The following is a 25,831-nucleotide window of genomic DNA, read 5'->3' as shown; positions in this document are numbered from 1 at the left end:
GCGTTGGCACGCGTGATGCCAGGATCCTGGCGTCACGCGCGGGAAAGGATTCCCGCGGCAGGATCCGCGGAGTGCCTCCCGATGCGCACCGTTGCCAGCCTCCTCATCCTCGTTCTGACAGGTCTCGCGGTCCAAGCCGACGACGCGACCCGCGACACCACCCTCAAGGCCGCCCGCGCCACCATCGAGCGGCAGATCGACGCCTTCCGCCGCAACGACGCCGCGGCGGCCTATGCCGAGGCCGCGCCGCAGGTTCGCAACCTGTTTCCCTCGGCCGAGACCTTCATCGCCATGGTGGCGAAGGGCTACTCGCCGGTCCTGCGTCCGCGCAGCTACCGCTTCGAGACGGCCCGGGAGACCGCCGAGGACGAGATCGCCCAGGGCATGAGCCTTCAGGACGAGGCTGGCCTCGATTGGGTCGCGCTCTACACGCTCCAGCGCCAGGCCGACGGGCAGTGGCGCATCACCGGATGTCAGTTGAAGAAGGCGCCCGGCGAACGGGTCTAACGTCACGGGACCAGAAACCGGTCCGGCTCCGCTTCGACATGGCGAAATCGATCGTGTAGAGGGGGCGCCTTCCCGGAGGCATCCTTGCTGCACGTCTCGACCCGCGGCGCCGCCGCGCCCTTGAGCTTTTCCGATGCGCTGCTCGCCGGCCTCGCCCGCGACGGCGGTCTCTACGTGCCCGAGAGCTGGCCGCAGCTCAGCCGTGACGAGATCGCGGGCTTTGCCGGCCTGCGCTACGCGGAAGTCGCCAAGCGCGTGCTGCGCCCGCTCATCGACGGCGAGATTCCGGATGAGGCCCTCGATCGCATGATCGAGGACGCCTATTCGACTTTCCGCCATCCGGCGATCTGCCCGCTGACGCAGATCGACGACAACCTGTTCCTGATGGAGCTGTTTCACGGGCCGACGCTCGCGTTCAAGGACGTGGCGATGCAGCTCCTCGGGCGGCTGATGGATTACGTGCTGCGCCAGAAGGGTGCGCGCGCCACCATCGTCGGCGCCACCTCGGGCGACACCGGCAGCGCGGCGGTCGAGGCCTTCAAGGGGCTCGATCAGGTCGACGTGTTCATTCTCTTTCCGCACGGCCGCGTGTCGGAGGTGCAGCGTCGGCAGATGACGACGGTCAATGCGTCCAACGTCCACGCGCTCGCCGTCGACGGCAATTTCGACGATTGCCAGAACCTCGTGAAGGCGATGTTCCAGCACGGCGACTTCGCCGATGCGGTCAAGCTCTCCGGCGTCAACTCGATCAACTGGGCCCGCGTCGCGGCGCAGACCGTCTACTACTTCACCAGCGCGGTGGCGCTGGGCGCCCCGCATCGCAAGGTCTCGTTCTCGGTGCCGACCGGCAACTTCGGCGACATCCTCGCCGGCTGGGTCGCCAAGCGCATGGGTCTGCCGATCGAGCGGCTGATGATCGGCACCAACGCCAACGACATCCTGGCCCGCACCCTGGAGCACGGCGCCTACGAGCCCCGCGGCGTGCAGCCCACCACCTCGCCCTCGATGGACATCCAGATCTCGTCGAACTTCGAGCGGCTGCTGTTCGAGGCGCTCGATCGGGACGCCTCGGCGCTCGGACGCCTGATGGCGGGCCTGAAGCAGTCCGGCGGCTTCAGCCTCAGCCCCGAGGTGCTGGCCAGCGTGCGCGAGGAGTTCGACGCGGTCGCCGTGCGCGAGCCGGACGTGGTGGATGAGATCGCCGGCACCTACCGCAAGACCGGCATGGTGCTCGACCCTCACAGCGCCATCGGCGTGCGCGCCGGCCGAAAGCTCCTCGAGACGGATCCGGCGACGCCGGTGGTGGCGCTCGCCACGGCCCATCCGGCCAAGTTCCCGGACGCGGTCTCGCAGGCGACCGGCGGCGGGCGCCCGGTGCTGCCGCCCCACCTCGCCGACCTGATGACCCGGCCGGAGACCGTGGCGAATCTGGCCAATGATCAGGCCGCGATCGAGCGCTACATCACGGAGCATGCCCGCATCACGCGCGGCGCCTGAGGTGAAATGAACCAGCACTTCTCGACCTTCGGCGCCTCGCCGGGCCTCACCGTCAGCCGCCTCGACAACGGCCTGACCGTCGCCACCGAGACCATTCCCGGCGTCGCCACCGCAACGCTCGGCGTCTGGGTCGGGGCGGGCTCGCGGCACGAGCGGGCGGACGAGCACGGGCTCAGCCACCTGATCGAGCACATGGCCTTCAAGGGCACGGCGACGCGCTCGGCGCGAAAAATTGCCGAGGACATCGAGAATGTCGGCGGCGAGATCAACGCTGCCACCAGCACCGAGAGCACGAGCTACACCGCCCGCGTGCTGGGCGAGGATGCGGGCGTGGCGCTCGACGTGCTCGGCGACATCCTGACCCGCTCGGTGTTCGATGCCGGCGAACTCGCCCGCGAGAAGGGCGTGATCCTCCAGGAATACGCCGCGGTCGAGGACACGCCCGACGACGTGGTCTACGACGCCTTCATCGAGACCGCCTTTCCCGACCAGCCGATCGGCCGACCGATCCTCGGACGACCCGAGACGATCCAGAGCTTCGACCGCGCGGCGATCGAAGCCTACATCGCCCGCGAATACGTGCCCGAGCGCATGGTGCTCGCCGCCGCCGGCGCGGTGGAGCATGCCGAGATCGTCGCGGCGGCCGAACGCCATTTCGGCGGCCTGAAAGCCGTCGAGGCGCCTCCGGTCGTGGCCGGGATCTACGGCGGCGGCGAGCGGCGGATGCAGAAGCGGCTCGAACAGGCCAACCTCGTGCTCGGCTTGCCGGGCCTCTCCTTTCGCGACGACGGCTACTACGCGCTGCACCTGTTCTCCCAGGTGCTCGGCGGCGGCTTGACCTCGCGGCTCTGGCACGAAGTGCGCGAGACCCGCGGCCTCGCCTACGACATCCAGGCCTTCCACTGGCCCTTCACCGATTGCGGTCTGTTCGGCATCGGCGCCGGCACCTCGGGCGCGGATCTCGCCGAACTCGTCGATGTCACCATCGCCACCACCCGCGAGGCGGCGGATCGGCTCGACACGACGGAGCTCGCCCGCGCCAAGGCGCAGCTCAAGCTCTCGCTGCTCTCGGCCCTGGAGACGCCGGGCGGGCGGATCGAGCGCAACGCCCGCCAGCTTCTCGCCTGGGGCCGGGTGATCCCGCCGCAGGAGCTGATCGCCAAGGTCGACGCGGTCGAGGTTGAGCACGTGCGCGCGGCCGGCCGGACCCTGCTGCAGGGGGCGCCGACCCTCGCCGCCATCGGCCCGATCAAGGGGCTGCCGCCGCTCTCGCGCGTCACGACGGCCCTTCAGGCGGCCTGACGGCGCTCTATCTCAAGCCTTGAAGCCCGACGCCTGGAGAGGCGTCGGCAGCTCGATCGTCAACAAAAAATCCCGCCATGAATCCTGTCGCCGTCGCGACCATGCTCGGCATCGCCCTCGGCTTCTTCGGCCTGCTCGCCTACGCGCTGACAGTGGGCGAGGCGTGGCTGCTCGCCGTCCTCGCGATCGTCGCCATCGGGGTTTTCGTGCGCTGGGGGGAGTGACGGGCGCTCCGGCTACTTTCCATCCTCCAGCGCCGGCCCGCGCGTCGCGTCCGGCCCCTGCCCCGTTCCGGCGAGCGGGCCGACCGTGACCGGCTGGCCGGAGCGGGCGGCGGCGTAGATCGCCTCCATCAGGATCATGTCCTGAAGACCCTCCTCGCCAGGGGTGCGGGGACGGCGGTCTTTGAGGACGCACTCGGCCATGTGGTCGAGTTCGAGCGCGAACTGGTTCTTGTGCGTCAGCACCGGCTCGTCGCGCTGGACGTGGCTGCCCTCGCGGTGGGCGATGCTGAGGCGCTGGCCGCGATAGGCGAAGGCGTTGTGCAGATCGAGCGAGCCGCCGGTCGTGTGGACCCGCAACTCACGGCTCTCGTGGACGCCGTAGCTGGTGCCGCATTGCGCGATCACGCCGGAGGGGAAGCGCATCGTGAAGGCGACGCTCTCTTCCACCTCCTTGAAGCGCGGATCGTTCTCGGGCGTGACGATCTGCGCCTGGATCGAGACCGGCTCCTCGCCGAGCAGGGCCCGCACGCCGTTGAGGCAGTAGAGGCCGATATCGGGAAGCGCTCCGCCGCCCGCGAGCGCCTTGCGCAGGCGCCACTGCTCGGGCAGCGCCGTGGTCTGGCCGTTGAAGGCCTCGACCATCTTTACCCGCCCGAATTCGCCGGAGCGGGCGAGCCGCACCACCTCGCGGTTGAACGGCTCGTACTGGCAGCGATAGGCGATCATCAGCTTGACGCCGGCCTTCATGCAGGCCTCGACCATCTCCTGCGCCTCGGCGGAGGTGTTTGCCATCGGCTTCTCGCACAGCACGTGCTTGCCGGCATTTGCCGCCGCAAGCACGTTGTCCCGATGCACCCCGTTCGGCGTGACGATGTAGACCGCCTTGACCGCGGGATTGGCCTTGAGCCGGTCCCACTGATCGTAGGCGTAGATCGCGTCCTCCGGAATGCCGTACTGCGCCGCGGTGAGACGCGCCTTCTCCGGCGAGCCCGACATCAGCGCGACGACCTTCGCCTTCTTCGCCTCGCCGAAGGCCGGCAGAATCTCCTCCAGGCTCAGGCGCCCCAGCCCGACGACGGCGAAGCCGACCCGCTCGGAAGGCGGCATCGGCGCGGGCGGCGGCGGGGGCGGCGCATCGCCGGAATCACGCCAGTTCGGAAACACGATCCGGCCGTCCTGCAGGGTGCCGGTATCGGCCGGCACCGATGGAGCCGGCGGGCCGGACGCGGCCCGCGCGCCGCCGCCGAGGCCGAGGGCCGCGCCGGTCAGGCCGGCGCCCCCCGCGAGGAGGACGCGCCGGGACAGTCGGAGATCATCGCTCATGAAACGGGTCCGGCCTTGCTGAGGACGTGGGCTGAGGACGTGCCTTGCGGATCACGAGGCCGGAACGCGTCAGCCCTGCGCGGCGGTTCCTTTGATCTGGCCGGGGCCGGTCGACGCGGGCGTCGGATCGGGGTCCTCCACCTCGCCCCGGCGTTGGAGCTGGAGGGCAACGAACCAGCACAGGGCCGCCCAGGCGGCGCCGACGCACCAGCCGGCCAGCACGTCGCTCGGCCAGTGCACGCCGAGATAGACCCGGCTGATCCCGACCAGGACCGTCATGGCGATGCCGAGCGCCAGCAGCAGCGCCTTGACGCTGCGCCGCCGCTCGACGCGGGCGAGCAGCGTGGCGAGCGTCAGGTAGGCGATGGCCGACATCATCGCGTGACCGGAGGGGAAGCTCGCCGTGAACACCTCCATGCCGTGCGGCACGAGGTCGGGCCGCGGGCGGTGGTAGAACAGCTTGAGCACCGTCGAGACCGCCTCGCCGCCCCCGACCGCGGCGAGCACGAAGACCGCGACCCGCTGCCGGCCCGCGAGGGCGAGGTAGATCACCGCCGCCGCCGTGAGGAACACGATGGTGACGACGCTGCCCCAGCCGGTGATGTCGCGCATCGCCTCCTCCAGCCAGGCGGGGCCGAGCGGGTCGGACAGATCGGCGGGGTTGCGCAGGGAGAGCAAAATCTTGCGGTCGAGCGCCGCGGTCGAGCCCTCGCCGACCTCGCGGGCGAGGGCGAAGAAGCCGTAGCCGAGAGTGCTGACGAGGAGCAGGGAGACCAGCGGCCCGACCTCGTTGAGGTGGAGCCGCAGCCATACGGCGGACGAGCCGCGCCAGAGGGCGCCGCCGCCGCTGCGCGCGATACCGGGCAGTCTCATGCTGCGTCCCCGAATGCGATGGTCGCGACCCGCTCCCACGGGCCGCCGAGGTAACGCCATAGCAGCACGCCCGGTGCGCGGAAGTGCGAAGGCCGGAAGTCCTGTGCGAGCGCGGCGTGAAGGGCCCGGGCCGTCTCAGGAGCCACCTTGTTCTGCACGGTGACGTGCGGGCGCCAGCCCTGCCGGTCCTGGGCCGTGAGACTATCGCGGAACGCCGCCGCGACCCGGCCGCGGAAAGCGGACAAGGCCTCCGAGTCCAGCGCGTAGGCGACGCCGCGCCCGGTGAAGCGCACCCCCGTCACCGCGACATCCGGTGCGCTCTGCGTGCGAGCGAGCGCCGTCAGCGTTTCGGTCACACCCGCCGCATCGTCGCCCGGCAGGTGGTGGAACAGCGTGGCGTGGGCGGGGATATGGTTCAGCGCCTCGGGGAAGTGCCGCCGCCTCAACCCGTCGAAGGTGGCGAAGGCCGCCTCGTCCATCTGCAGCGTCAGGATCAGCGGGGCGGGTTCAGGCAACGCTTCGCACTCTCGGGCTTGGGCCGGTCGCCCGGCGCAATCCGAGCAAGATGGTGCGGCGGGGTCGGGTATCCAGCGGGCGGACTGTGATGTGGCTGCGCTGTTCAGCCGGCCCTGCGGCGTCTAGGACACGGGGATGGCCCGCAGGAACAGAGAGATCATCCACCGGGGACGCGACGGGTGGCTGTTCCTGATCGGGGGCACCAACGGGGTGCTTCTGCAATACCGGCGTTCGCTCGCCGGCTGGTGGCACCTGCGCCGCTGGGCCCGGCTGATCGAGGCGCGCGCCGCCCGGGCGCAGGCGCTCGGCATCCGCTACGTCCACACCATCGTGCCGGAAAAGCTCTCGATCTACGACGACCGCACCCTCGACCTCGATTTCGATCCGCGCCTGTCGCCGGCCCGCCGCCTCGCACGGCGCCTCGACCGGATGAGCGGCTTCGTCGATCTCGTCGCGCCCCTGCGCGCGGCCCGGGACGACGGGGAGCCGCTCTACCGCCGCACCGACTCGCACTGGACCTACGAGGGCTGCCTGATCGGCTACCGCGCCCTGCTGCGCGCCTGCGGCGCGGTGGCTCCACCCGACATCGCCGAGCGCCCGCGCTTCCCCCATGACGGTCTGTGGGATCTCGGCGACAAGCTGCCCGAGCGGCCGCGGGAGACGGTGGTGAACTGGGCGGTGCATCGCGACGCGTCGCGCGCCTATGCCAGCCCGCTGGTCGAGTCCTACGAGGCGGCGGGAAAGGCGGGCGACCTGCATGTCGGCGCCCACGTCATCTACCGGAACCCCTCCCCCCAGGCCGACCCGCGCACCCTGGTGCTGTTCGGGGATTCCTACGCGCATTTCGCGCCGATCATGCTGACGAGCTTCCTCGCCGAGACGTTTCGCGAGATGCACTTCGTCTGGTCGTCGAGCATCGACTGGGACTACGTCGAGCGGGTACGCCCCGACATCCTGATGTTCGAGATGGCCGAGCGCTTCCTCGTGCGCATTCCGAGCGACGATTTCGACGTCGCGGCCTACGAGAAGTCGGGAATGGAGAAACCCGTGCGCCAGGCGGAGATGGCGCCGCTGGTCTGACGCCGCGGTCCGACGCGTTGCGGCGCCCCTTGAGGAAGGGGCGCCGGACTGATCTTCACCGGATCCGGGACTTAGCGCATCGGGCTGGATATCGGATCCAGCACGATGCGCTCGGCTTTTGTTTTTGCATCATCTTTTTTCGAAAGCCGGAAACCACCTTTCGGGATGATGCTCTAGCGGGAGCAGACCCGCTGGCGGGCCGGGCCGCCGCCGGTGGCCTGGTAGCTCTTCGCGTGGCCGATCGAACCGGTCATGTCCTGGGTCGGATTGCCGCCGCCGCGCTTCACCACGATGTCGCAGTAGCCCGAGGATCCGCCCACCGCGAGCGGAAGCGCGCCGAAGCCGCCATTGGCGACGCGCGGCGGCGCGGGCGGTACGACCTGCGATGGCAGCGCGGTCCAGGTCCCCTTCTTGGAGCGAGCCGACTGCGCGGAGACCGGCGTGATCGTGGTCGCGCAAGCCATCAGTAGGGCCGTGGCGACGGATGCGAAGCGCAGCATGTTGTGCTCCTCTCTTGCTCAAGTGCCGCTTAATTTGAAAGCAAGAGCACACGTAACATGCAGTTACGGCAATAAAAGTGTGATTAAACACAATCGTGTGATAAATTTTAATCCGCACAAATATTTATAAAATGGAGCGGATTAGATTTGCGGCACGAACGTATATGATGAATGCGGTGCGTTTGTACTTCGGGCCGAGCCGGGAGTCTGTGGCATCGTGAGCGGGCGGTCGGATGTTGAAACGCCCCGATCGCGATGCGCTGCCATGGTTCATCGACGGTCCATCGAGGATCCGCACCCGCGATGCGGACGCGGAAACGCAGACAGGCCGCGCCCCTGTCCGGAGTGCGGCCTGTTCGATCTCGCGGTGTCGTGGTACCGGATGGGGCCGGCCCCGCTGCATCGAGGCGGTTCTAAACCCCGACGCGCTTCTGAGCCGACGATTGGAACGCGCTGTTCGGCATGCCCGGTGACGGCGCGCCCATCAGGGACATCGGTGCGGCCGCGGTGGCCTTCGGCGACGGCGCCTCGTTCGCGGCCGGATCGGCGGTCTTCGCCCGGAAGCCCGCAGCCAGCGCCTTGGCCTCGCCGAGATCCTTCGGCGAGAGCTTCGTGGCGACCTCGTCCCGCTTGCGGCCCGCTTCCTGATCCCCCTGCCCTGCGGCGGCGGAGAACCAGAGATAGGACTGGACGAGATCCTGCCCGACACCGAGCCCGCGGGCGTAGAGCACGGCCAGATTGTACTGGCTGTCGCGTACGCCGTGCTCCGCCGCCCGGCGGAAAGCATTCGCCGCGTTCGTGAAATCGGGCTTGCCGTTGGCGGCCGGATTCTCGGCATGGAGGACGGCCAGATTGTGCATCGCCCGAACATTGCCCTGATCGGCGGCCCGGCCGTACCAGAGCTTCGCCTTCTCGACATCGCGAGTGAGGCCGGAGCCCTTCTCGTAGGCGTTTCCGACCTTGAACTGGGCCGGCGCGTAGCCGGCCAGAGCGAGCTTTTCGTAGAACTTGGCCGCGACCGCGAGATCGCGCGTCACGCCGCGGCCCTCCGCTTGGCGTGAGGCGATCTCCCACACGGCGGCGCCGTCGCCGTCGAGCGCATCCTGCTTGAGCTTGGCGAGGGCCGGCGGAAGGCCGGCAAGGTCGGTTCCGAGCGCGGCCATGCCGGCGACCGGCGGCAGTCCGCGCTTGGCCGCCCTCGGCTCGGCGAGGGATTGCGTCGTTGCCGGATCGGCCACGCTCGCCGGGGCTCCGGACGGGGCCGTCGCATCGGCGGGAGCCGGAGCGGCGGATGCCTGAGCGGGAGCGGGAGCGGGAGCGGCCGGGCTCGGCTCGGCCTTGTTCTCGGCCCTCGACTCGGCATTGCGGGTCGCCGGAGCGTCCGAGGGCGCAGCGGTTCCGGCCGCCGGACGGGCATCGAGGGCGTTCGTGTCGTCGCTCGGCGCGCTCTTGCCGGCCAGAAAGGCTTGGTAGGCGCCGAGTGCCAGGACGACGGCGGCGAGGCCGAGAAGCAGCGTTCGGCGGCGACCGTCGAGGGCAGTGCGAAGTCGCGACAGGGGTGCGGTCTCGGTGCCGGGCGCACGGGCCGCCGGGGTGACCTTGTCGCGCAGCCGCGCCGCCAGCGGGGCCTCCGCCGCGGCCTCCACCTGGGCCGCCTGCGCGGCGCGGCGCGCGGCGGCGATGAAACTCGTCTTGATGTCGGTGCTGCCGACCGTCGGGCCGGCCTCCGGCATGGCCGGGCGGCCGGGCGCGGGCCGGCCGGCGCCGGGCTCCAGCAACTCGTCGGACAGGCGGCTCGCCTCCATCCCGCCGGCCTCCTCGGACGGCGCCGCCGGGCGCGGGCGGGCCGGCGCCGCGGCAGCCGCCTTCGGAGCGGCGGGACGCTCCTGGGAGAGCTTCTCCTGAGCGGGGCGCTCGCTGGGGGACGGCCCACGGAGCGCGCGCTCCTGCGGAGCGCCGACGGTAAGCGCCGCGGAGGAGGTCATGGTCCGGTCGAGCTGCTCGCTCAGCCGCGTCAACACCGTCTGGACGCCTTCCATCGTCGATTGGAGACGCTGGTCGGAGCCCTTCTGGCTGGCCCGCAGCTCTGCGAGATCGGCGCGCAGCAGCGCGACTTCGCCGCCGGCCGCCGCGGGCGGGGTCGCCGAGCCCGCCACGGCTTCCCGCACCGCGCGCTCGACCGCGGATTCCACGTCGGCGCCGCTGCGCAGGGCCGCGACCTGAGAGAGGAGGTCGCCCATGGCGCGTTCGAGGCGCGCCACGGCCGGGTCGGTGTCGCGCGGCGCGTCGAGCCGGCTTGCCAGGGCGACGACGTGGCGCTCCAGCGCGTCGAGCCCGCTGCCGCCCGCGCTGACGCGATCGACCTTCTCGGCCACCGCCTCGAGCCGCTCGATCAGCTCGCCGACGGGGCCGCCCTCGGCGTGGCCGAGCCGCTCGGCCAGCGCTTCGAACCGTCCGAGCAGCTCGTGCGGCAGCGCGCGGGCGGGATCGGACGTCCTGAGCTCGCCGCGAATCTCTTCGAGCAGCGGCTTGATGGCGGCGATCCCCGCATCCTCGTCCCGCTGGAGCTGCGCGATCTGGGCGCTGAGCGCCTGCACGCCTTGGGCGAGGCTCTGGATCCGCTCCGGACCCGCCAGTGCCGCCACGAGGCGGCGGATCTCGTCGAGTTCGCGGAACACGCCGTCGAGGGCATTCTGGTCCGCCGGACCCGGCAGGGTGCCGGAGAGGACGTCATCGACCTTCGCGGACACGCGTTCCACATCGCCCGCGATGCGGGCATGGACGTTGTCGGCCACGTCCCCGGCCAGCCGGTCCACCTGCACACGCATCAGCTCGATCGGTGCGGCGATGGCGGCGATTTCCTGCGGATCGCGGGCCCGCCGGAGATCCCCGGCGACGGCCTGCATGGTCTGCTCCAGCTCGCCCACGTCGCGGCCGGTGGCGAGCCCGCCGAGCACGTCGCGCAGACGGCTCGTCTCGCGCTGCAGCTCGGCGATGGCCAGCGACGGCTCCTCACCGTGCCCCGTATCCGCTTGCAGACCGGCGGCCAGCACGCCCATCTCGGATATCTCCGGCCCGCGGCGCTGCGATCCGGCCGCGCCGGCGGCGTTCCACTCGGCGATGCCCTCTTCCAGCTCGCGCTGGCGCCGGCGCACCTCGGCGACGGCGTCGCGGACCTCGGTGGCGAGCGGGCGCCCGCGCCGGCCGAGCGGCCGGGGAGCGCTGAGCTGTCCGGCGAGCTCTCCCACCTTGCGCTCGACGTCGCCGATCATCCGGGCCGCGTCGGCCTTCGAGGCTTCGCGCTCCTCGCTGATCGACCGGTCGAGGGCGTCGAGCCGCCGCATCATCGCGCCGATCGAGGCCTCGAGCGAGGCGGTCGGCGACGGCGCGGCGGGATCCTCAGATGCCGGACCGGCGACAGATGCGTCGCGGCGCTTGTGCTGCAAAGCCTCCTTCCGGGGGGCGGCCGCCTTGTCCGCCGCCCGTCCTCCGACCTGCCGCGCCTGATCCGTGCCGGCCTCCTTGGCCGGCGACGACGCGTCCGCGCGTCGACGCCTCGGTCCCGGCTTCGACGTTTCGGGCGCCGCCACCGAGGCGATCCAGCTCTCGAGCGGCACCCCCGCCCGCCGGGCGACCTCGCGGGCAGCCGCGAGCACCTCCGGGTCGAAGCTGTCGAGGCTGATCGGGGCAGACTGTTTCATCTCGCGGACATCCGAAGTCGGCGGTTTCCGGCATCCGCCGGGCTACCGATTCGCGCGGGGGCGTGAGGCGGCGGATCGCGGATCGGACAGGACCGACCTTTTCCAATCTTGGTAAATGCTCAGTTAAGACGGCCGCCCCTCGGCCGCGCTTTTTCGGGACCTGCACGGCGGCGGGGCCCGTGGTGGCCCAAAGGGCGCAGGGAGCGGTGCCTCGGGGGCTTGGCGGGCCGCCGCCGGCATTCGGGCCGGTACCCTGGGAGGTGATTTCTGCCGATACAACCGAAATGGGTCTTGCGGATCGCCGACGAGATAGTTTACATATGAACTATCTTGGATCCGAGCCGGACGAGCCGGTCGGGTTACCTGAAAAAGATGCGGGAGGCTGACGCGATGCCGAGCTACCGGGCTCCGGTTGAGGACACCCTTTTCCTCCTCAACGACGTTCTCGCGTTTCACCGCTACGACAATCTGCCCGGCTTCTCCGAGGCGCCGCCGGACGTGGTCGAGGCGGTGCTCAACGAAGGCGGCAAGCTCGCCTCCGAGATCTTCGCGCCGCTGAACCTGTCCGGCGACCAGGAGGGATGCAGCCGCCGCGAGGATGGCAGCGTCGCCACGCCCAAGGGCTTCAAGGCGGCCTACGAGGCCTACGCGGCCGGCGGCTGGATGGGCCTCTCGGTGCCGGAGGAGTTCGGCGGACAGGGCCTGCCGCACGTGCTCAACACGGCGATGCAGGAGTTCGTCTCGGGCGCCAACCTCGCCCTCGGCATGTATCCCGGCCTCACCCAGGGCGCGGTCGCGGCGCTGCTCGTCCATGGCTCGCAGGAGCAGAAGCAGACCTACCTGCCCAAGATGGTCGAGGGGGCCTGGACCGGCACGATGAACCTCACCGAGCCGCATTGCGGCACGGATCTCGGGCTCCTCAAGACCAAAGCGGTCCCGAACGGCGACGGCTCCTACAGCCTCACCGGCACCAAGATCTTCATCTCGGCGGGCGAACACGACCTGTCGGAGAACATCGTCCACCTCGTCATCGCCCGGATCGAGGGCGCGCCCGCGGGCACCAAGGGCATCTCGCTCTTCGTGGTGCCGAAGTTCCTCGTGAACGCCGACGGCTCGCTGGGCGCGCGCAACGCGGTGTCCTGCGGCTCGCTCGAGCACAAGATGGGCATCCACGGCAACGCCACCTGCGTGATGAACTACGACGGCGCCAGGGGCTGGCTCGTGGGCGAAGAGAATCGCGGGCTGGCCGCGATGTTCGTGATGATGAACGAGGCGCGGCTGGCCGTCGGCGTGCAGGGGCTCGGCCAATCCGAGGTCGCCTACCAGAACGCGGTGACTTACGCCCGCGAGCGGCTCCAGGGCCGGGCGCTGACCGGTGCCAAGGCGCCCGAGAAGGCCGCCGATCCGATCATCGTCCACCCGGACGTGCGCCGCACCCTGATGCAGATCCGCGCCTTCAACGAGGCGGGACGCGCGCTGATCCTCTGGACGGCGCTCAATTCCGACATCGCCCACCGCTCGCAGGACGCCGCCCAGCGGCAGGCGGCCGAGGACATGCTCGGCCTGATGACCCCGGTGGTGAAGGGTGTGCTGACCGACCGGGGCTTCGCCAACGCGGTCGAGGCCCAGCAGATGTTCGGCGGCCACGGCTATGTCGAGGAATGGGGCATGTCGCAGTTCGTGCGCGATGCCCGCATCGCCATGATCTACGAGGGCGCCAACGGCATCCAGGCGATGGACCTGATCGGACGCAAGCTGCCCAAGGACGGCGGCCGGGCGATGATGGCCTTCCTCACCGAGGTGCAGACCTTCATCAAGGACCACGGCGAGGACGAGGCGATGAAGCCCTTCACCGCCCCGCTCCAGCCGGCGCTGAACGACCTCCAGGCCGCGGTGATGTGGCTGATGCAGAACGCCTTCTCGAAGCCCGACAATGCGGGTGCCGGGGCCACCGACCTGATGCACCTGCTGGGCAACGTCGTGCTCGGCTACATGTGGGGCAGGATCGCCAAGGCCGCGCTGGCGCGGAAGGCGGAGGGCTCCGACGTCGAGCGGATGGACGCCAAGCTCGTCCTCGGCCGCTTCTTCATGGAGCGGATGCTGCCGGAGACGGGCCTTCGCCTCGCGCGGATCAAGGCCGGCGCCGAGACCACCATGGCGCTGCCGGCCGAGGCGTTCTAAGCAATCGCGACACCTGAACCCTCTCCGCTCCGCGGGAGAGGGTGGCCCCCGAAGGGGGGCGGGTGAGGGGAGCGCCGTTTCCGGACAAACCTGAGCCGGCCCCTCTCCCGCCCGCTGAAGCGGGCACCCTCCCCCGCAGAGAAGGGAGGGTTGACCCGGCGGCGATGAAGGACACGAGGAAGCGCTGAGATGCCCGAGGCCTACATCTACGATCACGTCCGCACGCCCCGCGGCCGCGGCAAGCCCGACGGTTCGCTGCACGAGGTGACGGCGCTCCGCCTGGCCGAGACGGCGCTGCGCGCCCTCAAGGACCGCAACGAGCTCGACACCCGTCAGGTCGACGACGTGGTGCTCGGCTGCGTCGATCCGGTCGGCGAGGCCGGCGGCGACATCGCCCGCGCCGCCGCGCTCGTGGCCGATTACGGCAACCACGTGCCCGGCGTGCAGATCAACCGCTTCTGCGCCTCGGGGTTGGACGCCATCAACTTCGCCGCCGCGCAGGTCATGGCCGGCCAGCACGACCTCACCGTCGGTGGCGGCGTCGAATCGATGAGCCGCGTCGGCCTCGGCGCCTCCGGCGGCGCCTGGCCGGTCGATCCGGCGATCGCGGTCAAATCCTACTTCATGCCGCAGGGCGTCTCGGCCGACCTCATCGCCACCAAATACGGCTTCAGCCGCGACGATTGCGACGCCTACGCCGTCGAGTCGCAGAAGCGCTCGGCCAAGTCGTGGGACGAGGGCCTGTTCCGGAACTCGGTCGTGCCGGTCAAGGACATCAACGGCATCACCCTGCTCGACCGCGACGAACACATGCGGCCGTCGACCGACATGCAGTCTCTGGCGAGCCTCAAGCCCTCCTTCGTGCAGATGGGCCAGATGGGCGGCTTCGACGCCGTCGCCGTCGATGCCCATCCGGATGTCGAGGCGGTGGATCACGTCCACCACGCCGGAAATTCCTCGGGCATCGTGGACGGCGCGGCCGCCGTGCTGATCGGTTCGCGCGAGGCGGGTGATCGGGCCGGCCTGCGGCCGCGGGCCCGCATCCGGGCCTTCGCCAATATCGGCTCCGATCCGGCGCTGATGCTGACCGGCCCCGTCGACGTGACCCGGAAGGTGCTGGCGCGGGCCGGGATGAACCTGTCCGACATCGACCTGTTCGAGATCAACGAGGCCTTCGCCTCGGTGGTCCTGCGTTTCCACCAGGCGTTCGACCTCGATCCGGCGCAGGTGAACGTCAACGGCGGCGCCATCGCCATGGGCCATCCGCTCGGCGCCACCGGGGCGATGATCCTCGGGACCGTGCTCGACGAACTGGAGCGCACCGGCAAGGAGCGGGCGCTCGTCACGCTGTGCATCGGCGCCGGCATGGGCACCGCGACGATCATCGAGCGGGTGTGATCGAGCCGGGCGGCGCAGGCCGCCGCCCTGCCCTGCCATCCGCCGTCAAACGCTGCTAAGGGCCTCCCACGCCGTGCCCTTTTGACCGGGTGCGGTCCCAGAACACCAATGGGAGAGACGCCACGATGAAGATGACGAAAGCCGCCCTGTGCCTCGCTGCCGTGCTGGCCCTGCCGCTCGCGGCGCGGGCCGACGACAACGCGGACAAGCTCGCCGTCGCCACCAAGCTCACCGAGAAGACGGTGCTCAAGAACCTCGATACCGGCTTCGGCGGCGCGCTCGAGAAGACCGTCTCGACGATGCCCGACGACAAGGCCGAGAAGGTGCGCAAGGAGGCTCGGGCCGAGTTCGACAAGCAGCGCAAGGAGCTGCTCGAAGGCCTGTCGAAGCAGTACTCCGAGAAATTCAGCCTCGACGAGCTGAAGGAACTCGACAAGATCTACGACGACAAGACCTATCAGAAGTTCCAGGCCGTGAATGCCGACCCGAAGTCTGAGGTGAATCTGCTCTCGCAGGCGGTGGTGACGCGTCTCCTGAACATGCTGACCCTCGCCGCTGCCAACGACCAGACGGGCGGCGCCCCGGGCGGTCTGCCCGGCGGCATGCCGACGCCCGCCAAGTAAGCGCCACTCAACGAGCGGAGGGGAAGGATGAGCGGTGCGATGGGCAGCTTCGGGGGGAGAGCGTCACGCGACGCGCTTCACCGGTGCGCCGTCGGCCGCGAATCCCGCGACCGGCGGCAGGGCTTCCAGGGCCGGACGGGCGAAGTGGTAGCCCTGCATCAGGTCGATGCCGAGTCCGTGCAGCGCCTCGGCCTCAGCCGCGGTCTCGATGCCCTCGGCGATCACCGCGACGCCGAGCGTCCGCGCGATCTGGTTGATGCCGCCCACGATGGTGCGGCGCCCGGCATCCGCCTCGATCCCGCGCACGAGGTCCATGTCGATCTTGATGAGGTCCGGGCGGAAATTGGCCAGCAGGCCGAGGCCGGCATAGCCCGCGCCGAAATCATCGAGCGCCGTGAGAAAGCCCTGTCGCCGGTATTCCTCCACGATGCGCCGGACATGGGCGGTGTCGTCGAAGCGCTCGTTCTCGGTGAATTCGAAGTTGAGGCGCCCGTTGTCGAAGCCGACGCGGCGGGCAGCCTCCAGCGACGCGCGGATGCAGGCCGCCGGCTCGTAGACCGCGTTGGGCATGAAGTTGATCGACAGCTTGGTGTCGCCCTCCCGCGGGAACAGCCGGCCGGCGAGTTCGATCGCCTTGACCCGCGCTGCCTGATCGAAGCGGTAGAGGGTCTCCTCGGTGACCCGCGACAGGATCGAGCCGGCGGACTCACCCTCAGGGCCCCGCACCAGCGCCTCGTAGCCCCAGACGCGCGCGGTGGCGACGTCGACGATGGGCTGGAAGGCCATCGTGAAGGCGAAATCGAGCTCCGCCCCGTCGCGGCAGGCTCGGCAGGCGTGTCGCGCTCGGGCGTCCGTCTTCATGATCTGTCCGGAGGCGGTTTTGGAGGGACGGGCCGGTTCGCGCGCCCGTTGCATCCGCCATGACGAGCGCTTCCCCTTAAGATTCCGATACGGCCAGGCTCTTTTCCTTCGAGGTTCCGCGATGACCGCCACCGAGAATTTCCGCTTCGAGATCGATGCCGACGGCATTGCGCTCGCGACCTGGGACATGCCGGGCCGCTCGATGAACGTCATCACCATGGAGGTGATGGCGGAGCTCGAGCGGATCGTCGACGCGGTCGTCGCCGACGAGGGCGTCAAGGGCTGCGTGATCGTCTCCGGCAAGAGCAACTTCTCCGGTGGCGCCGACCTCACCATGCTCCAGGGCCTCGGGGTCGAGTACGAGCGGCTCAAGGCCGCCGAGGGCGAGGAGGTGGCCATGCGCCACTTCTTCGAGGAGTCGCGGCGCCTGAGCCTCGTGTTCCGCAAGCTTGAGACCTGCGGCAAGCCCTTCGCCGCCGCGGTGCACGGCCTCTGCCTCGGCGGCGCGTTCGAGCTGGCGCTGGCCTGCCACCACCGCGTGCTCGCCGACGACGACAAGACCCGCGTCGGCCTGCCCGAGATCAAGGTCGGCCTGTTCCCCGGAGGCGGCGGCACCCAGCGGGTGGCGCGGCTGATGCAGACCGGCGACGCGCTGCAGATGCTGTTCAAGGGCGAGCAGATCCGCCCGCTGATGGCCAAGAACATGGGCCTGGCCCACGCGGTGGCGCCGGCGGCCGAGATCGTCGAGCGGGCCAAGGCCTGGATCCGCGAGGGCGGCTCGGCGGTCGCCCCCTGGGACGTGCCGAAGTTCAAGGCGCCGTCCGGAAAGGTCTACTCGCCCGCCGGCATGATGATCTGGCCGCCGGCCAACGCGATCTACCGCCGCGAGACCCACGACAACTATCCCGCCGCCAAGGCGATCCTGGCCTCGGTCTACGAGGGCCTGCAACTGCCGATGGATCTCGGCCTGAAGGTCGAGAGCCGCTACTTCGCCCACATCCTGCGCACGCGGGAAGCGCAGGCGATGATCCGCACGCTGTTCATCTCCATGGGCGAGATCAACAAGGGCGCCCGCCGGCCGAAAGACGTCGAGCCGACGAAGGTGGCGAAGGTCGGCGTGATCGGCGCCGGCTTCATGGGAGCGGGCATCGCCTACGTCACGGCGCAGGCCGGGATGGAGGTCGTGCTGATCGACCGCGACCAGGAGGCGGCCGACGCCGGCAAGGCGCATTGCCACAAGCTCATCACCGGGCAGATCAACCGCGGCAAGGCCAAGACCGCCGACCGCGACGCCCTGCTCGCCCGCATCACCGCGACGCCCGACTATGCTGCGCTCTCGGATTGCGACCTCGTGATCGAGGCGGTGTTCGAGGATCCGAAGGTCAAGGCCGAGGTGATCGGTCGGGTCGAGGCGGCGCTGCCGGAGCACGCGATCTTCGCCTCCAACACCTCGACCCTGCCGATCTCGGGGCTGGCCCAGACCTCGAAGCGGCCCGAGCAGTTCGTCGGCATCCACTTCTTCTCGCCGGTGGAGAAGATGCTTCTCGTGGAGATCATCCGCGGCAACCAGACCGGCGACCGCGCCGTCGCCACGGCCCTCGACTACGTGCGGGCGATCAAGAAGACCGGCATCGTCGTCAACGATGCCCGCGGCTTCTTCGCCAACCGCTGCGTGCTCGCCTACATCCGGGAGGGCCACAAGATGCTCGCCGAGGGCGTACCCCCGGCGATGATCGAGAACGTGGCGCGGATGGCCGGCATGCCGGTCGGCCCGCTCTCGCTCAACGACGAGGTGGCGCTCGATCTCGGCCTCAAGATCATGCGGGCGACCGAGGCGCAACTCGGCGAGGGCGCCGTCGATCCCGACCAGAAGCAGCTCCTCGTCGCGATGGTCGAGACCCACGGCCGCCTCGGGCGCAAGAACAAGCGCGGCTTCTACGACTATCCCGAGGGCGGCCAGAAGAAGCTCTGGCCGGGGCTCGCCGAGATCCAGCCGAACCGGCTCGATCCCGACAGCATCGACGTGGAGGAACTGAAGCACCGCTTCCTCGTGGCGCAGGCGCTGGAAGCCGCCCGCACGGTACAGGAGGGCGTCGTCACCGATCCCCGCGAGGCGGATGTCGGCTCGATCCTCGGCTTCGGATTCGCCCCGTTCACCGGGGGTGCGCTATCCTACATCGACTTCATGGGGGCCGGTGCCTTCGTGGCGCTGGCCCGCGCGCTCGAAGCCAAGCACGGCCCCCGCTTCAGCCCGCCGGACAACCTCCTGGCGATGGCCGAATCCGGCGGGCGCTTCTACGACGCGCTGAAGCAGGCAGCCTGACCGACCGATGGGCGGCCGCCCTCCGGGAAGGCCGCCCGGCACGGAACCCAACCGCTCCGCTTTCGTTCACCGCCCGACCGCAGTGAGCGAACCGGAGTTCCCCTTGTCGACCCTCATCAAGATCCTGATCGCGTTCTTCCTGCCGCCGATCTCGGTGCTGATGACGAACGGGATCGGGATCCAGTTCCTGTTCAACATCCTGCTCTGCCTGCTGTTCTACCTGCCGGGCTCGATCCACGCGCTCTACCTGCTGCTGCGCGACCGCTGAGCAGACCTACGGCTCATCCCTCAGGACGTCCCGCTGCGCCCTGAGGTGATCCATCAGCCGCTCGGCGATCCGCCCCGGCGGACGGCCCGCCGGGTGGATCATCACGGTCTCGATGGGCAGGCGCGGCCGGAAGGGCCGCAGCACGATCGGCAGGCCGGCGAGGTTCCGCGCCGGCAGCGGATCGACGATGGCGATCCCGAGACCTTCGGCCACGAGACCGCAACGCGCGGCGGTGTACTGCGCCGTGAAGGCGATGCGCGGCGTGACGCCCGCTTCCGCGAAGGCCGCCTCGACCCGGTGCTGAAAAAGGCCCGGCGCGCCCGCGATCAGCGGCGCATCGGCGAGATCGGCAGGGGTGATCGTCGTCTGGGCCGTCAGCACATGCAAGCGGGGCAGCGCGCAGACGGCATCCATCGCCAGGAAGGGCTCGCTGACGACCCCCTCATGGCTTGGTTGTGGCCGTACGAGACCGATGTCGCACTGCCCCGACGCCGTCCAGGACCAGATCGTCTCCGGGCTCGGCACATGCACCGCGACATGGATGCCGGGACTGTCTTCGCTCAACGCGCGGATGGCGCGGGGCAGCAGGCCGGTGGCGAGCGAGGGCTGGCAGGCCACGCGCAGCGGGCCGGTGCCGAGGTCGCGGATCCGGCGTCCCGCCTCGCGCAGGCGCTCGAGTCCGGCATCGCTGCGCTCGACCTCGCGGGCAAAGGCCTCGCCCTCCCGCGTCGGCAGGGCAGCGCCGTGGCCGCGCACGAACAGCGCGAATCCGAGCTCGGCTTCGAGCCCGGCGATGGCGCGGCTGACATGCGGCTGGCCGATGCCCAGCGCCCCCGCCGCTCGCGTCATGCCGCCGTAGCGAAGCACCGCCCGGAACAGGTCGAGATGAGCCGGGTTCATCATGCCTCATCTGCATGGAAGCCACTGTGAGAGGCATTTGACGGCATGGCCCTTCGATGGTGTCAATGCCGCGGCCGCAGCCCACCGGCGGTTCGACCACCGATCGATGATACCGAGGGCCGATGCTCCGCCTCCTGCTTCCCTCTCTTCTCGCTGTCGCGGCGGGTGTCAGCATCGTCGTCCAGCAGGTGCTGAACACGCGCCTGCGCACGGATCTCGGCTCGGCGGCCTGGGCCGGCTTCGCGAGCTACGCCGTGGGCCTCGCCTGCATGGCACTGCTCGTCCTGGCGCTGCGCGATCCCCTGCCCTCCGCGAGCGTGGCGGCGCGGCTGCCGTGGTGGGCCTGGAGCGGCGGCGTCTTCGGCGCGCTCTTCATCGGGCTCGCCATCGTCCTCGTGCCGCAACTCGGCGCGGCGGCCTTCATCGCCCTGCTCGTGGCCGGGCAGATGCTGGCCTCGGTCGCCTTCGACCATTTCGGCTGGATGGGCCTCGCCCAGCGCCCGCTCGACGGCCCGCGGCTCGTCGGCGTCGCGCTGCTGGTCGGCGGCGTGATCCTGATCCGGCGCTGAAGCGGGTCAGGCGCCGACGGCGTGCAGCACGATCTCCCGCCGATGCCCCCGGTCGCGGTGCTCGATCAGGTAGATCCCCTGCCACGTGCCGAGTGCGAGGCGGCCACCCTGCACCGGCACGGCGAGGCCCGAGGCGGTCAGCATCGTACGGATATGCGCGGGCATGTCGTCCGGCCCCTCCATGCCGTGGACGTACTGTCCGTGGCGGGGCGCGAAGCCGTCGAGCGCGGTCATCAGATCGACGCGCACGTCCGGGTCGGCATTCTCCTGGATCGTCAGCGAAGCCGAGGTGTGCCGGCAGAACACGCTGACGAGGCCGGTGCGGATGCCGCTCTCGGCGACGAAGGCCGCCACCGCCTCGGTGATGTCGGTGAAGCCGGGGCCGGGGGTGGCCACCGTCACCCGCGCGCTCGCCTGCTGGGTCACGTCACCGGCCGAAAACCCTTCGAGCGGCCCGATCTTCCCGGTGCTTCTGCCCGCCTGCCTCATTCCGATGCCTCCATCGCCGCCGCCGGCGCGACCTCGCGCTCGCCGCGGGCCAGAATCCGTTCCAGCACCTCGACCCGGTCGGCCTCCGCCGGAGGCTTGTCCCAGCGGATGCGGCTGACGCGGGGGAAGCGCATCGCCACGCCCGATTTGTGCCGGGTCGAGCGCTGCACGCCCTCGAACGCGATCTCCAGCACGAGGCCGGCGTCGCGGCCGTAGGCGACCTCGCGCACCGGGCCGAAGCGCTTCGTCGTGTGGTTGCGGACGTAGCGGTCGAGCTTTTGCAGCTCGGCATCGGTGAAGCCGTGATAGGCCTTGCCCACCGGCACCAGCTCCTCGCCCTCCGCCCCCTCGCGCCAGCAGCCGAAGGTGTAGTCCGAGTAGAAGGACGAGCGCTTCCCGTGGCCGCGCTGGGCGTACATCATCACCGCATCGACTACGTAGGGCTCGCGCTTCCACTTCCACCACGGGCCCTTGGGGCGGCCGGGCAGATAGGCGCTGTTGAGCCGCTTGAGCATCACGCCCTCGATGGCGTCCGCATCGGCCCCCGCCCCGGCGGAGGCCGGGTCGGCGCGCGCCGCGGCCACGTCGTCCCAGGTCGCGAACGGCACCAGGGGCGAGAGGTCGATGCGGGCATGGTCGAGCCGCCGCACCAGGGCCTCCAGCCGGGGCCGGCGCTCGGCGAAGGGGAGACCCCGCAGATCCTCGCCCTCGGCCGACAGCACGTCGTAGGCGCGGACATGGGCGGGGAACTCGTCCAAGAGTTTGCCCGTCACCGCCTTCCGGTTGAGGCGCTGCTGCAGCACGTTGAAGCTCTGCACCCGGCCCTCGCGCAGGATCAGCAGCTCGCCGTCGATGGCGCCCTCGAAGGTGATCGCCTCGGCGAGGTCGGGGAAGGCGTCGGAAATATCCTCGCCGGTGCGCGAGTAGATTTTTTGGACTTGGCGTCCCTGATTGTCGCGCCCGCCGGCGAGCTGGACGCGGATGCCGTCCCACTTCCACTCGGCGGAGAAGGCCTCGGGATCGAGCTTGTCGAGATCCTCGAATTCTTCGACCGGGTGCGACAGCATCGGCGGCCGGAACGGGGCCGGGTTGCGGCTCTCGGGCCGCTCGCCCCGCCCCTCCACCCAGGCGAACAGCTCGGTGTAGGGCGGTTTCAGCCCGTGCCAGACCTCCTCCACCGCATCCGCCTCGTGGCCGCCGAGCGCGCCGATTGCGGTCTTGGCGAGCCGGGCCGAGACGCCGACGCGCAGGTTGCCGGTGACGAGCTTCAGGAGCGCCCAGCGCCCGGTCTCGTCGAGGGCATCGAGCCATCGGGCGAGATGCTGCGGCAGGGCACGCTTCGGCGTGGTGGCCAGCGTCTCGACGACCTCGGCGAGGGTCGGGACGGACGGGGGCGGGTTGTTGTGGCCGATGCCAGGGTCATCCCCTCTCTCCGTGTGCGGTGAGAGGGCTTCGGCGACCGCGTCGTCGCGACCCTCTCCCCGCACGCGGGGAGAGGGGGAGTTGCCCAGCATTTCCTCCGGCCCCGGCCAGATCAGCGCCGTCGTCTCGGCGAGATCGCCGACGTAGTTGTGGGAGAGCGAAAACAGCACCGGATCGACCCGCTCCTCCACCAGGGCGCGGATCAGGGCCGGCTTGGCCTCGCGAAACGTCAGCCCGCCGGTCATGGCGGCGAGCGCCCAGCCGCGCTCCGGGTCGGGCGTGCCGGCGAAGAAATCCTGGAGCAGGCGCAGCTTGGCGTTGCGGCGCGGCTCGTAGGCGAGGCGGTCGAGGAGGTGGGCGAAGTCGTTCACGCCGAGGCCTCCTCCATCTTCGGATCGTGCCCGGGATCGGGCTCGGCCTCGCCGTCGTCGCCATACCCTAAGAGGTGCAGCGGCTTGGCGCGGATCCCCTGCGTCCCGCACCAGTGGACCAGCGCATCCTCCTGGCCGTGCGTCACCCAGACCTCCTCGGCGCCGGTGTCGCGGATCGTGCGGCACAGGTCCGGCCAGTCGGAATGGTCGGAGATGACGAGCGGCAGCTCGACGCCCTTCTGGCGGGCGCGGGCGCGCACCCGCATCCAGCCCGAGGCGAAGGCGGTGACCGGATCGGGGAATTTGCGCGACCAGAGATCCTGGATCGACGAGGGCGGGCAGAGCACGATGGCGCCGTGCAGGTCCTTTCGGTCCGCGGCCACGACCTTCGGCGTCTCGCCGAGCGGCACGCCCTCGAGTTTGTACAGCTCGGTCAGCTTCTCCATCGCTCCGTGCAGGTGGATCGGCCGGTCCCAGCCCTCCTCCCGCAGCAGCGCCATCACCCGCTGCGCCTTGCCGAGCGCGTAGGCGCCGACGATGTGGGCGCGCTCGGGAAACAGCGTGACCGATTCGATCAGCTTGCGCACCTCGCCCCGCGTATCGGGATGGCGGAAGACCGGCAGGCCGAAGGTGGCCTCGGTGATGAACACGTCGCAGGGCACGACCTCGAACGGCAGGCAGGTCGGGTCGGGGGCGCGCTTGTAGTCGCCCGAGACGACGATCCGCTGGCCCTCCCGCTCGATCGCGATCTGCGCCGAGCCCAGCACGTGGCCGGCGGGGGCGAAGAACACGCTGACGTCGCCGACGCGCATCCGTTCACCGAGTTGCGCCTCCTGGCGGGAGCGGCAGAACTCCTCGCCGTAGCGCACGGCCATGATCCGCAGCGTCTCCGGCGTGGCCAGCACGGTGTCGTGTCCGGCGCGGGCGTGGTCGGCATGGCCGTGGGTGATCAGCGCCCGCTCGACGGGCCGCGTCGGATCGACGTGGAAGCGCCCGAGCGGGCAGTAGAGGCCCTCGCGGGTCAGGGTGAGGAGATCGGAGGCGCGCTGCGACATCGGTCGGGATATAGGGCGGATCAGCCCGCAACACCGACAACCCGCCTCCTGCCGCGATGTCACGCCAGCGCTCCTCCGGTGACCTCCTCGCCGACCGCCGCTACGCCTATGCCGAGGCCTGCCTCGCCGACGGCGATCCCGGGGCGGCCGCGGAGATGGCGGGCCAGGCGCTCGATCTCGCGCCCGGCTACGCGCCGGCCTGGTTCCTGCTCGGCCGCGCCCGCGAGATCCTCTTCGAGCGGAGCCGCGACGAGGCCGACCAGCGGGCAGCCCTCGCGGCTTTCGAGCGGGCCCTCGGCCTCGACCCGGCGGATGCATTGGGCAGCCGCCTGCACCTTGCGGCACTGGGCGGCGGCGACGCGCTCGCGGCGATGTCGCCGGCCTATATCCGCGCGCTGTTCGACGGCTACGCTCCGCGCTTCGAGCAGCATCTCGTCGACGAGCTCGGCTATTGCGGGCCTTCGCTGCTCGTCGCGGCGCTCGACGCGCTGACGGGGGCGGACCTGTCTTGTGCGCCGCAACACTTTCCGAGCGTGCTCGATCTCGGCTGCGGAACCGGGCTGATGGGGCGGGCGCTCGCGGGCCGTGTCGGACGTCTGGCGGGCTGCGACCTTTCTCCCGCGATGCTGGCTCTGGCCGGCCGAACCGGGCTCTACGAGCGCCTCGTCGAGGCCGATCTCGTCACCTTCCTCGCCGGCGAACCCGACGCCTCGGCCGACCTGATCGTGGCGGCGGACGTCTTTATCTATCTGGGGCAGCTCGCATCCGCCCTCGGGGGAATGGCCCGCGCGCTGCGGCCCGGCGGGTTTGCCGTGTTCACCGTCCAATCGCCGCGGGAGGGGGAGACGGGTGTCGTTCTCGGCGCCGACGGCCGCTACGCCCATGCCGACGCCTACCTGCGAGCCGAGGTAGAGCGAGCCGGATTCGGCATCGCCGAGATGCGTGCGGCCGCGATCCGGCGCCAGAAGAGGATAGACGTTCCGGGGCGGATCTTAATCCTGCACAAACACTTGATCGGAACTCATGAAATGGATGCAACCGAAAAGCCGTAATACCGTTGTGCTGCGGAGCAAAACCAGGGGAACCAATGGCTGACGACTCGAATAAGGCTTTTCCAGCAAGTCCGGTGACACGGGTACCGTTCGCACTGATGCTGGCCGGCACGGCGGGCGCAGCCGACTCGATCGGCTTCCTCGAATTCTCCCAGCTCTTCATGTCGTTCATGAGCGGCAACACCACGCGCTTCGGCGTGGCCGTGTCCGGCTTCGATTGGGACGGAACCACCCGCTTCGCCAGCGTGATCGCCCTGTTCTGCTTCGGCGCCTTCCTCGGCACGCTGATCGCCGCCTGGGCCGGGCGCTTCCGCCTGTCGGTCCTGCTCATCATCCAGGCGGTTCTGTTCGCCGTCGGCCTGCTGGTGCCCTTCGGCACGACGGCCTTCCCGCTCCATGCCTACCCGATCGTGCTGGCGCTCGGCATCCAGAACGCAACGCTTCAGGACGAGGCGGGCCGCAGCCTCGCCATCACCTACGTCACGGGAACGGTGGTGCGCTTCGGTGCGGGCGTCGCCAACCTGATCCTTCACAAGCCCGCCCCGTCCTTCTGGCTGCAGGCGCCGCTCTGGGGTGCGCTGAGCGTCGGCGCCGTGGTCGGCGGATTCCTCCACGGATGGTACGGCGAACGGGCCTTCCTGTTCCCGGCCGGCTTTGCCGCGCTGCTGGCGGTGGTCGCGCTGGTGCTGACGGTCTGGCTCAAGGACACGCCCTACGTCTCGGGCGTCGCCGCCCCGCAGCCCGACGCCCATCCCGAGGCGAAGCCGACGGCGACCGTTCCGGCCGCCGGCTGATC

At 70.2% G+C, this 25,831-nt stretch carries 23 protein-coding genes; 13 read left to right on the top strand and 10 right to left on the bottom strand.

Annotation, left to right across the window (positions count from 1 at the left end):
* The first annotated feature begins 81 nt into the window (after window positions 1-81).
* The 4 genes from MPPM_RS17675 to MPPM_RS28555 all read left to right on the top strand — a co-directional run bounded on the left by MPPM_RS17675 (window position 82) and on the right by MPPM_RS28555 (window position 3,530).
* The gene (locus MPPM_RS17675) at window positions 82-507 is read left to right on the top strand and encodes a DUF4864 domain-containing protein (protein ID WP_096486182.1); all 426 of its coding nucleotides are present in this window, start codon (window positions 82-84) and stop codon (window positions 505-507) included.
* Between the two features lie 84 nt (window positions 508-591).
* Window positions 592-2,004, top strand: coding sequence for a threonine synthase (gene thrC / locus MPPM_RS17670; RefSeq protein WP_096486181.1), 1,413 nt, complete (start codon window positions 592-594; stop codon window positions 2,002-2,004).
* A 6-nt stretch (window positions 2,005-2,010) separates the two neighbouring features.
* Complete coding sequence (locus tag MPPM_RS17665) at window positions 2,011-3,306, top strand: M16 family metallopeptidase (RefSeq protein WP_096486180.1); 1,296 nt, start codon at window positions 2,011-2,013, stop codon at window positions 3,304-3,306.
* A gap of 77 nt (window positions 3,307-3,383) precedes the next feature.
* Window positions 3,384-3,530 (top strand): hypothetical protein, encoded by a 147-nt coding sequence (locus MPPM_RS28555; RefSeq protein ID WP_012455316.1) that lies wholly within the window; start codon window positions 3,384-3,386, stop codon window positions 3,528-3,530.
* Between the two features lie 12 nt (window positions 3,531-3,542).
* On the opposite strand, the gene MPPM_RS17660 is transcribed toward MPPM_RS28555, so the two are convergent.
* The 3 genes from MPPM_RS17660 to MPPM_RS17650 all read right to left on the bottom strand — a co-directional run bounded on the left by MPPM_RS17660 (window position 3,543) and on the right by MPPM_RS17650 (window position 6,241).
* On the bottom strand, window positions 3,543-4,853 hold the full coding sequence (locus MPPM_RS17660; RefSeq protein WP_096486179.1) for a Gfo/Idh/MocA family protein: 1,311 nt from the start codon (window positions 4,851-4,853) through the stop codon (window positions 3,543-3,545).
* 69 nt (window positions 4,854-4,922) lie between these two features.
* Window positions 4,923-5,726: a phosphatase PAP2 family protein gene (locus tag MPPM_RS17655; RefSeq protein WP_096486178.1), complete on the bottom strand. Its 804-nt coding sequence runs from the start codon at window positions 5,724-5,726 to the stop codon at window positions 4,923-4,925.
* Window positions 5,723-6,241, bottom strand: coding sequence for a 2'-5' RNA ligase family protein (locus MPPM_RS17650; protein ID WP_096486177.1), 519 nt, complete (start codon window positions 6,239-6,241; stop codon window positions 5,723-5,725). The genes MPPM_RS17655 and MPPM_RS17650 overlap by 4 nt, the downstream gene beginning before the upstream one ends.
* A gap of 136 nt (window positions 6,242-6,377) precedes the next feature.
* Between MPPM_RS17650 and MPPM_RS17645 the strand changes: the two genes are divergently transcribed.
* Window positions 6,378-7,322 carry an alginate O-acetyltransferase AlgX-related protein gene (locus MPPM_RS17645; protein ID WP_096486176.1) on the top strand — a complete coding sequence of 315 codons (945 nt, stop codon included), beginning with the start codon at window positions 6,378-6,380 and terminating at the stop codon, window positions 7,320-7,322.
* Window positions 7,323-7,495: 173 nt separating this feature from the next.
* Here the strand turns inward: MPPM_RS17645 and MPPM_RS17640 are convergent, their stop codons facing one another.
* Together MPPM_RS17640 and MPPM_RS17635 are read right to left on the bottom strand one after the other, a co-directional pair.
* The gene (locus MPPM_RS17640) at window positions 7,496-7,822 is read right to left on the bottom strand and encodes a hypothetical protein (protein WP_096486175.1); all 327 of its coding nucleotides are present in this window, start codon (window positions 7,820-7,822) and stop codon (window positions 7,496-7,498) included.
* A 413-nt stretch (window positions 7,823-8,235) separates the two neighbouring features.
* Window positions 8,236-11,523, bottom strand: a complete 3,288-nt coding sequence (locus tag MPPM_RS17635; protein WP_096486174.1) for an SEL1-like repeat protein — start codon at window positions 11,521-11,523, stop codon at window positions 8,236-8,238.
* A 390-nt stretch (window positions 11,524-11,913) separates the two neighbouring features.
* Between MPPM_RS17635 and MPPM_RS17630 the strand changes: the two genes are divergently transcribed.
* The 3 genes from MPPM_RS17630 to MPPM_RS17615 all read left to right on the top strand — a co-directional run bounded on the left by MPPM_RS17630 (window position 11,914) and on the right by MPPM_RS17615 (window position 15,725).
* Window positions 11,914-13,704, top strand: coding sequence for an acyl-CoA dehydrogenase C-terminal domain-containing protein (locus tag MPPM_RS17630; protein WP_096487900.1), 1,791 nt, complete (start codon window positions 11,914-11,916; stop codon window positions 13,702-13,704).
* A gap of 189 nt (window positions 13,705-13,893) precedes the next feature.
* Window positions 13,894-15,102 carry an acetyl-CoA C-acetyltransferase gene (locus MPPM_RS17620; protein ID WP_096486172.1) on the top strand — a complete coding sequence of 403 codons (1,209 nt, stop codon included), beginning with the start codon at window positions 13,894-13,896 and terminating at the stop codon, window positions 15,100-15,102.
* Between the two features lie 125 nt (window positions 15,103-15,227).
* Window positions 15,228-15,725, top strand: coding sequence for a hypothetical protein (locus tag MPPM_RS17615; RefSeq protein ID WP_096486171.1), 498 nt, complete (start codon window positions 15,228-15,230; stop codon window positions 15,723-15,725).
* A gap of 63 nt (window positions 15,726-15,788) precedes the next feature.
* Here the strand turns inward: MPPM_RS17615 and MPPM_RS17610 are convergent, their stop codons facing one another.
* Window positions 15,789-16,586, bottom strand: coding sequence for an EAL domain-containing protein (locus MPPM_RS17610; protein WP_096487899.1), 798 nt, complete (start codon window positions 16,584-16,586; stop codon window positions 15,789-15,791).
* 121 nt (window positions 16,587-16,707) lie between these two features.
* Between MPPM_RS17610 and MPPM_RS17605 the strand changes: the two genes are divergently transcribed.
* Both MPPM_RS17605 and MPPM_RS17600 read left to right on the top strand, forming a co-directional pair.
* Window positions 16,708-18,909, top strand: coding sequence for an FAD-dependent oxidoreductase (locus tag MPPM_RS17605; RefSeq protein ID WP_096486170.1), 2,202 nt, complete (start codon window positions 16,708-16,710; stop codon window positions 18,907-18,909).
* A 103-nt stretch (window positions 18,910-19,012) separates the two neighbouring features.
* Window positions 19,013-19,177, top strand: coding sequence for a YqaE/Pmp3 family membrane protein (locus tag MPPM_RS17600; protein WP_012455304.1), 165 nt, complete (start codon window positions 19,013-19,015; stop codon window positions 19,175-19,177).
* Between the two features lie 6 nt (window positions 19,178-19,183).
* Here MPPM_RS17600 and MPPM_RS17595 read toward each other — a convergent pair whose 3' ends face one another.
* Window positions 19,184-20,080, bottom strand: coding sequence for a LysR family transcriptional regulator (locus MPPM_RS17595; protein ID WP_096486169.1), 897 nt, complete (start codon window positions 20,078-20,080; stop codon window positions 19,184-19,186).
* 119 nt (window positions 20,081-20,199) lie between these two features.
* Here MPPM_RS17595 and MPPM_RS17590 point away from each other — a divergent pair, with 119 nt between their 5' ends.
* Window positions 20,200-20,646, top strand: a complete 447-nt coding sequence (locus MPPM_RS17590) for a DMT family transporter (protein WP_096486168.1) — start codon at window positions 20,200-20,202, stop codon at window positions 20,644-20,646.
* Between the two features lie 6 nt (window positions 20,647-20,652).
* Here MPPM_RS17590 and MPPM_RS17585 read toward each other — a convergent pair whose 3' ends face one another.
* The 3 genes from MPPM_RS17585 to MPPM_RS17575 are packed head-to-tail and all read right to left on the bottom strand — an operon-like array spanning window position 20,653 to window position 23,983.
* Window positions 20,653-21,135 carry a secondary thiamine-phosphate synthase enzyme YjbQ gene (locus tag MPPM_RS17585; protein WP_096486167.1) on the bottom strand — a complete coding sequence of 161 codons (483 nt, stop codon included), beginning with the start codon at window positions 21,133-21,135 and terminating at the stop codon, window positions 20,653-20,655.
* Window positions 21,132-22,928 carry a cisplatin damage response ATP-dependent DNA ligase gene (locus tag MPPM_RS17580; RefSeq protein ID WP_096486166.1) on the bottom strand — a complete coding sequence of 599 codons (1,797 nt, stop codon included), beginning with the start codon at window positions 22,926-22,928 and terminating at the stop codon, window positions 21,132-21,134. The genes MPPM_RS17585 and MPPM_RS17580 overlap by 4 nt, the downstream gene beginning before the upstream one ends.
* A complete protein-coding gene (locus tag MPPM_RS17575) occupies window positions 22,925-23,983 on the bottom strand; it encodes a ligase-associated DNA damage response exonuclease (RefSeq protein WP_096486165.1) in 1,059 nt (352 codons plus the stop codon). The genes MPPM_RS17580 and MPPM_RS17575 overlap by 4 nt, the downstream gene beginning before the upstream one ends.
* 56 nt (window positions 23,984-24,039) lie before the next feature.
* On the opposite strand from MPPM_RS17575, the gene MPPM_RS17570 reads away from it, so the two are divergent.
* Together MPPM_RS17570 and MPPM_RS17565 are read left to right on the top strand one after the other, a co-directional pair.
* A complete protein-coding gene (locus MPPM_RS17570; RefSeq protein ID WP_096486164.1) occupies window positions 24,040-25,035 on the top strand; it encodes a class I SAM-dependent DNA methyltransferase in 996 nt (331 codons plus the stop codon).
* Between the two features lie 35 nt (window positions 25,036-25,070).
* Window positions 25,071-25,829 carry a YoaK family protein gene (locus tag MPPM_RS17565; protein ID WP_096486163.1) on the top strand — a complete coding sequence of 253 codons (759 nt, stop codon included), beginning with the start codon at window positions 25,071-25,073 and terminating at the stop codon, window positions 25,827-25,829.
* Window positions 25,830-25,831: the final 2 nt, after the last annotated feature.

Origin of the sequence: Methylorubrum populi, from assembly GCF_002355515.1 — a bacterium.
Taxonomy (GTDB): domain Bacteria; phylum Pseudomonadota; class Alphaproteobacteria; order Rhizobiales; family Beijerinckiaceae; genus Methylobacterium; species Methylobacterium populi_A.
The sequence above is the reverse complement of the archived record's forward strand: the minus strand, read 5'-3'. Positions and strand labels throughout refer to the sequence as shown.

What these genes read in the sequence shown, in the direction of transcription:
- MPPM_RS17645 (WP_096486176.1), top strand. Translation starts at nt 6,378, where the DNA reads ATGGCCCGCAGGAACAGAGAGATCATCCACCGGGGACGCGACGGGTGG.
- MPPM_RS17575 (WP_096486165.1), bottom strand. Translation starts at nt 23,983, where the DNA reads ATGTCGCAGCGCGCCTCCGATCTCCTCACCCTGACCCGCGAGGGCCTC.
- MPPM_RS17605 (WP_096486170.1), top strand. Translation starts at nt 16,708, where the DNA reads ATGACCGCCACCGAGAATTTCCGCTTCGAGATCGATGCCGACGGCATT.
- MPPM_RS17615 (WP_096486171.1), top strand. Translation starts at nt 15,228, where the DNA reads ATGAAGATGACGAAAGCCGCCCTGTGCCTCGCTGCCGTGCTGGCCCTG.
- MPPM_RS17620 (WP_096486172.1), top strand. Translation starts at nt 13,894, where the DNA reads ATGCCCGAGGCCTACATCTACGATCACGTCCGCACGCCCCGCGGCCGC.
- MPPM_RS17585 (WP_096486167.1), bottom strand. Translation starts at nt 21,135, where the DNA reads ATGAGGCAGGCGGGCAGAAGCACCGGGAAGATCGGGCCGCTCGAAGGG.
- MPPM_RS17675 (WP_096486182.1), top strand. Translation starts at nt 82, where the DNA reads ATGCGCACCGTTGCCAGCCTCCTCATCCTCGTTCTGACAGGTCTCGCG.
- MPPM_RS28555 (WP_012455316.1), top strand. Translation starts at nt 3,384, where the DNA reads ATGAATCCTGTCGCCGTCGCGACCATGCTCGGCATCGCCCTCGGCTTC.
- MPPM_RS17565 (WP_096486163.1), top strand. Translation starts at nt 25,071, where the DNA reads ATGGCTGACGACTCGAATAAGGCTTTTCCAGCAAGTCCGGTGACACGG.
- MPPM_RS17660 (WP_096486179.1), bottom strand. Translation starts at nt 4,853, where the DNA reads ATGAGCGATGATCTCCGACTGTCCCGGCGCGTCCTCCTCGCGGGGGGC.
- MPPM_RS17610 (WP_096487899.1), bottom strand. Translation starts at nt 16,586, where the DNA reads ATGAAGACGGACGCCCGAGCGCGACACGCCTGCCGAGCCTGCCGCGAC.
- MPPM_RS17640 (WP_096486175.1), bottom strand. Translation starts at nt 7,822, where the DNA reads ATGCTGCGCTTCGCATCCGTCGCCACGGCCCTACTGATGGCTTGCGCG.
- MPPM_RS17665 (WP_096486180.1), top strand. Translation starts at nt 2,011, where the DNA reads ATGAACCAGCACTTCTCGACCTTCGGCGCCTCGCCGGGCCTCACCGTC.
- MPPM_RS17590 (WP_096486168.1), top strand. Translation starts at nt 20,200, where the DNA reads ATGCTCCGCCTCCTGCTTCCCTCTCTTCTCGCTGTCGCGGCGGGTGTC.
- MPPM_RS17570 (WP_096486164.1), top strand. Translation starts at nt 24,040, where the DNA reads ATGTCACGCCAGCGCTCCTCCGGTGACCTCCTCGCCGACCGCCGCTAC.
- MPPM_RS17655 (WP_096486178.1), bottom strand. Translation starts at nt 5,726, where the DNA reads ATGAGACTGCCCGGTATCGCGCGCAGCGGCGGCGGCGCCCTCTGGCGC.
- MPPM_RS17635 (WP_096486174.1), bottom strand. Translation starts at nt 11,523, where the DNA reads ATGAAACAGTCTGCCCCGATCAGCCTCGACAGCTTCGACCCGGAGGTG.
- MPPM_RS17630 (WP_096487900.1), top strand. Translation starts at nt 11,914, where the DNA reads ATGCCGAGCTACCGGGCTCCGGTTGAGGACACCCTTTTCCTCCTCAAC.
- MPPM_RS17595 (WP_096486169.1), bottom strand. Translation starts at nt 20,080, where the DNA reads ATGATGAACCCGGCTCATCTCGACCTGTTCCGGGCGGTGCTTCGCTAC.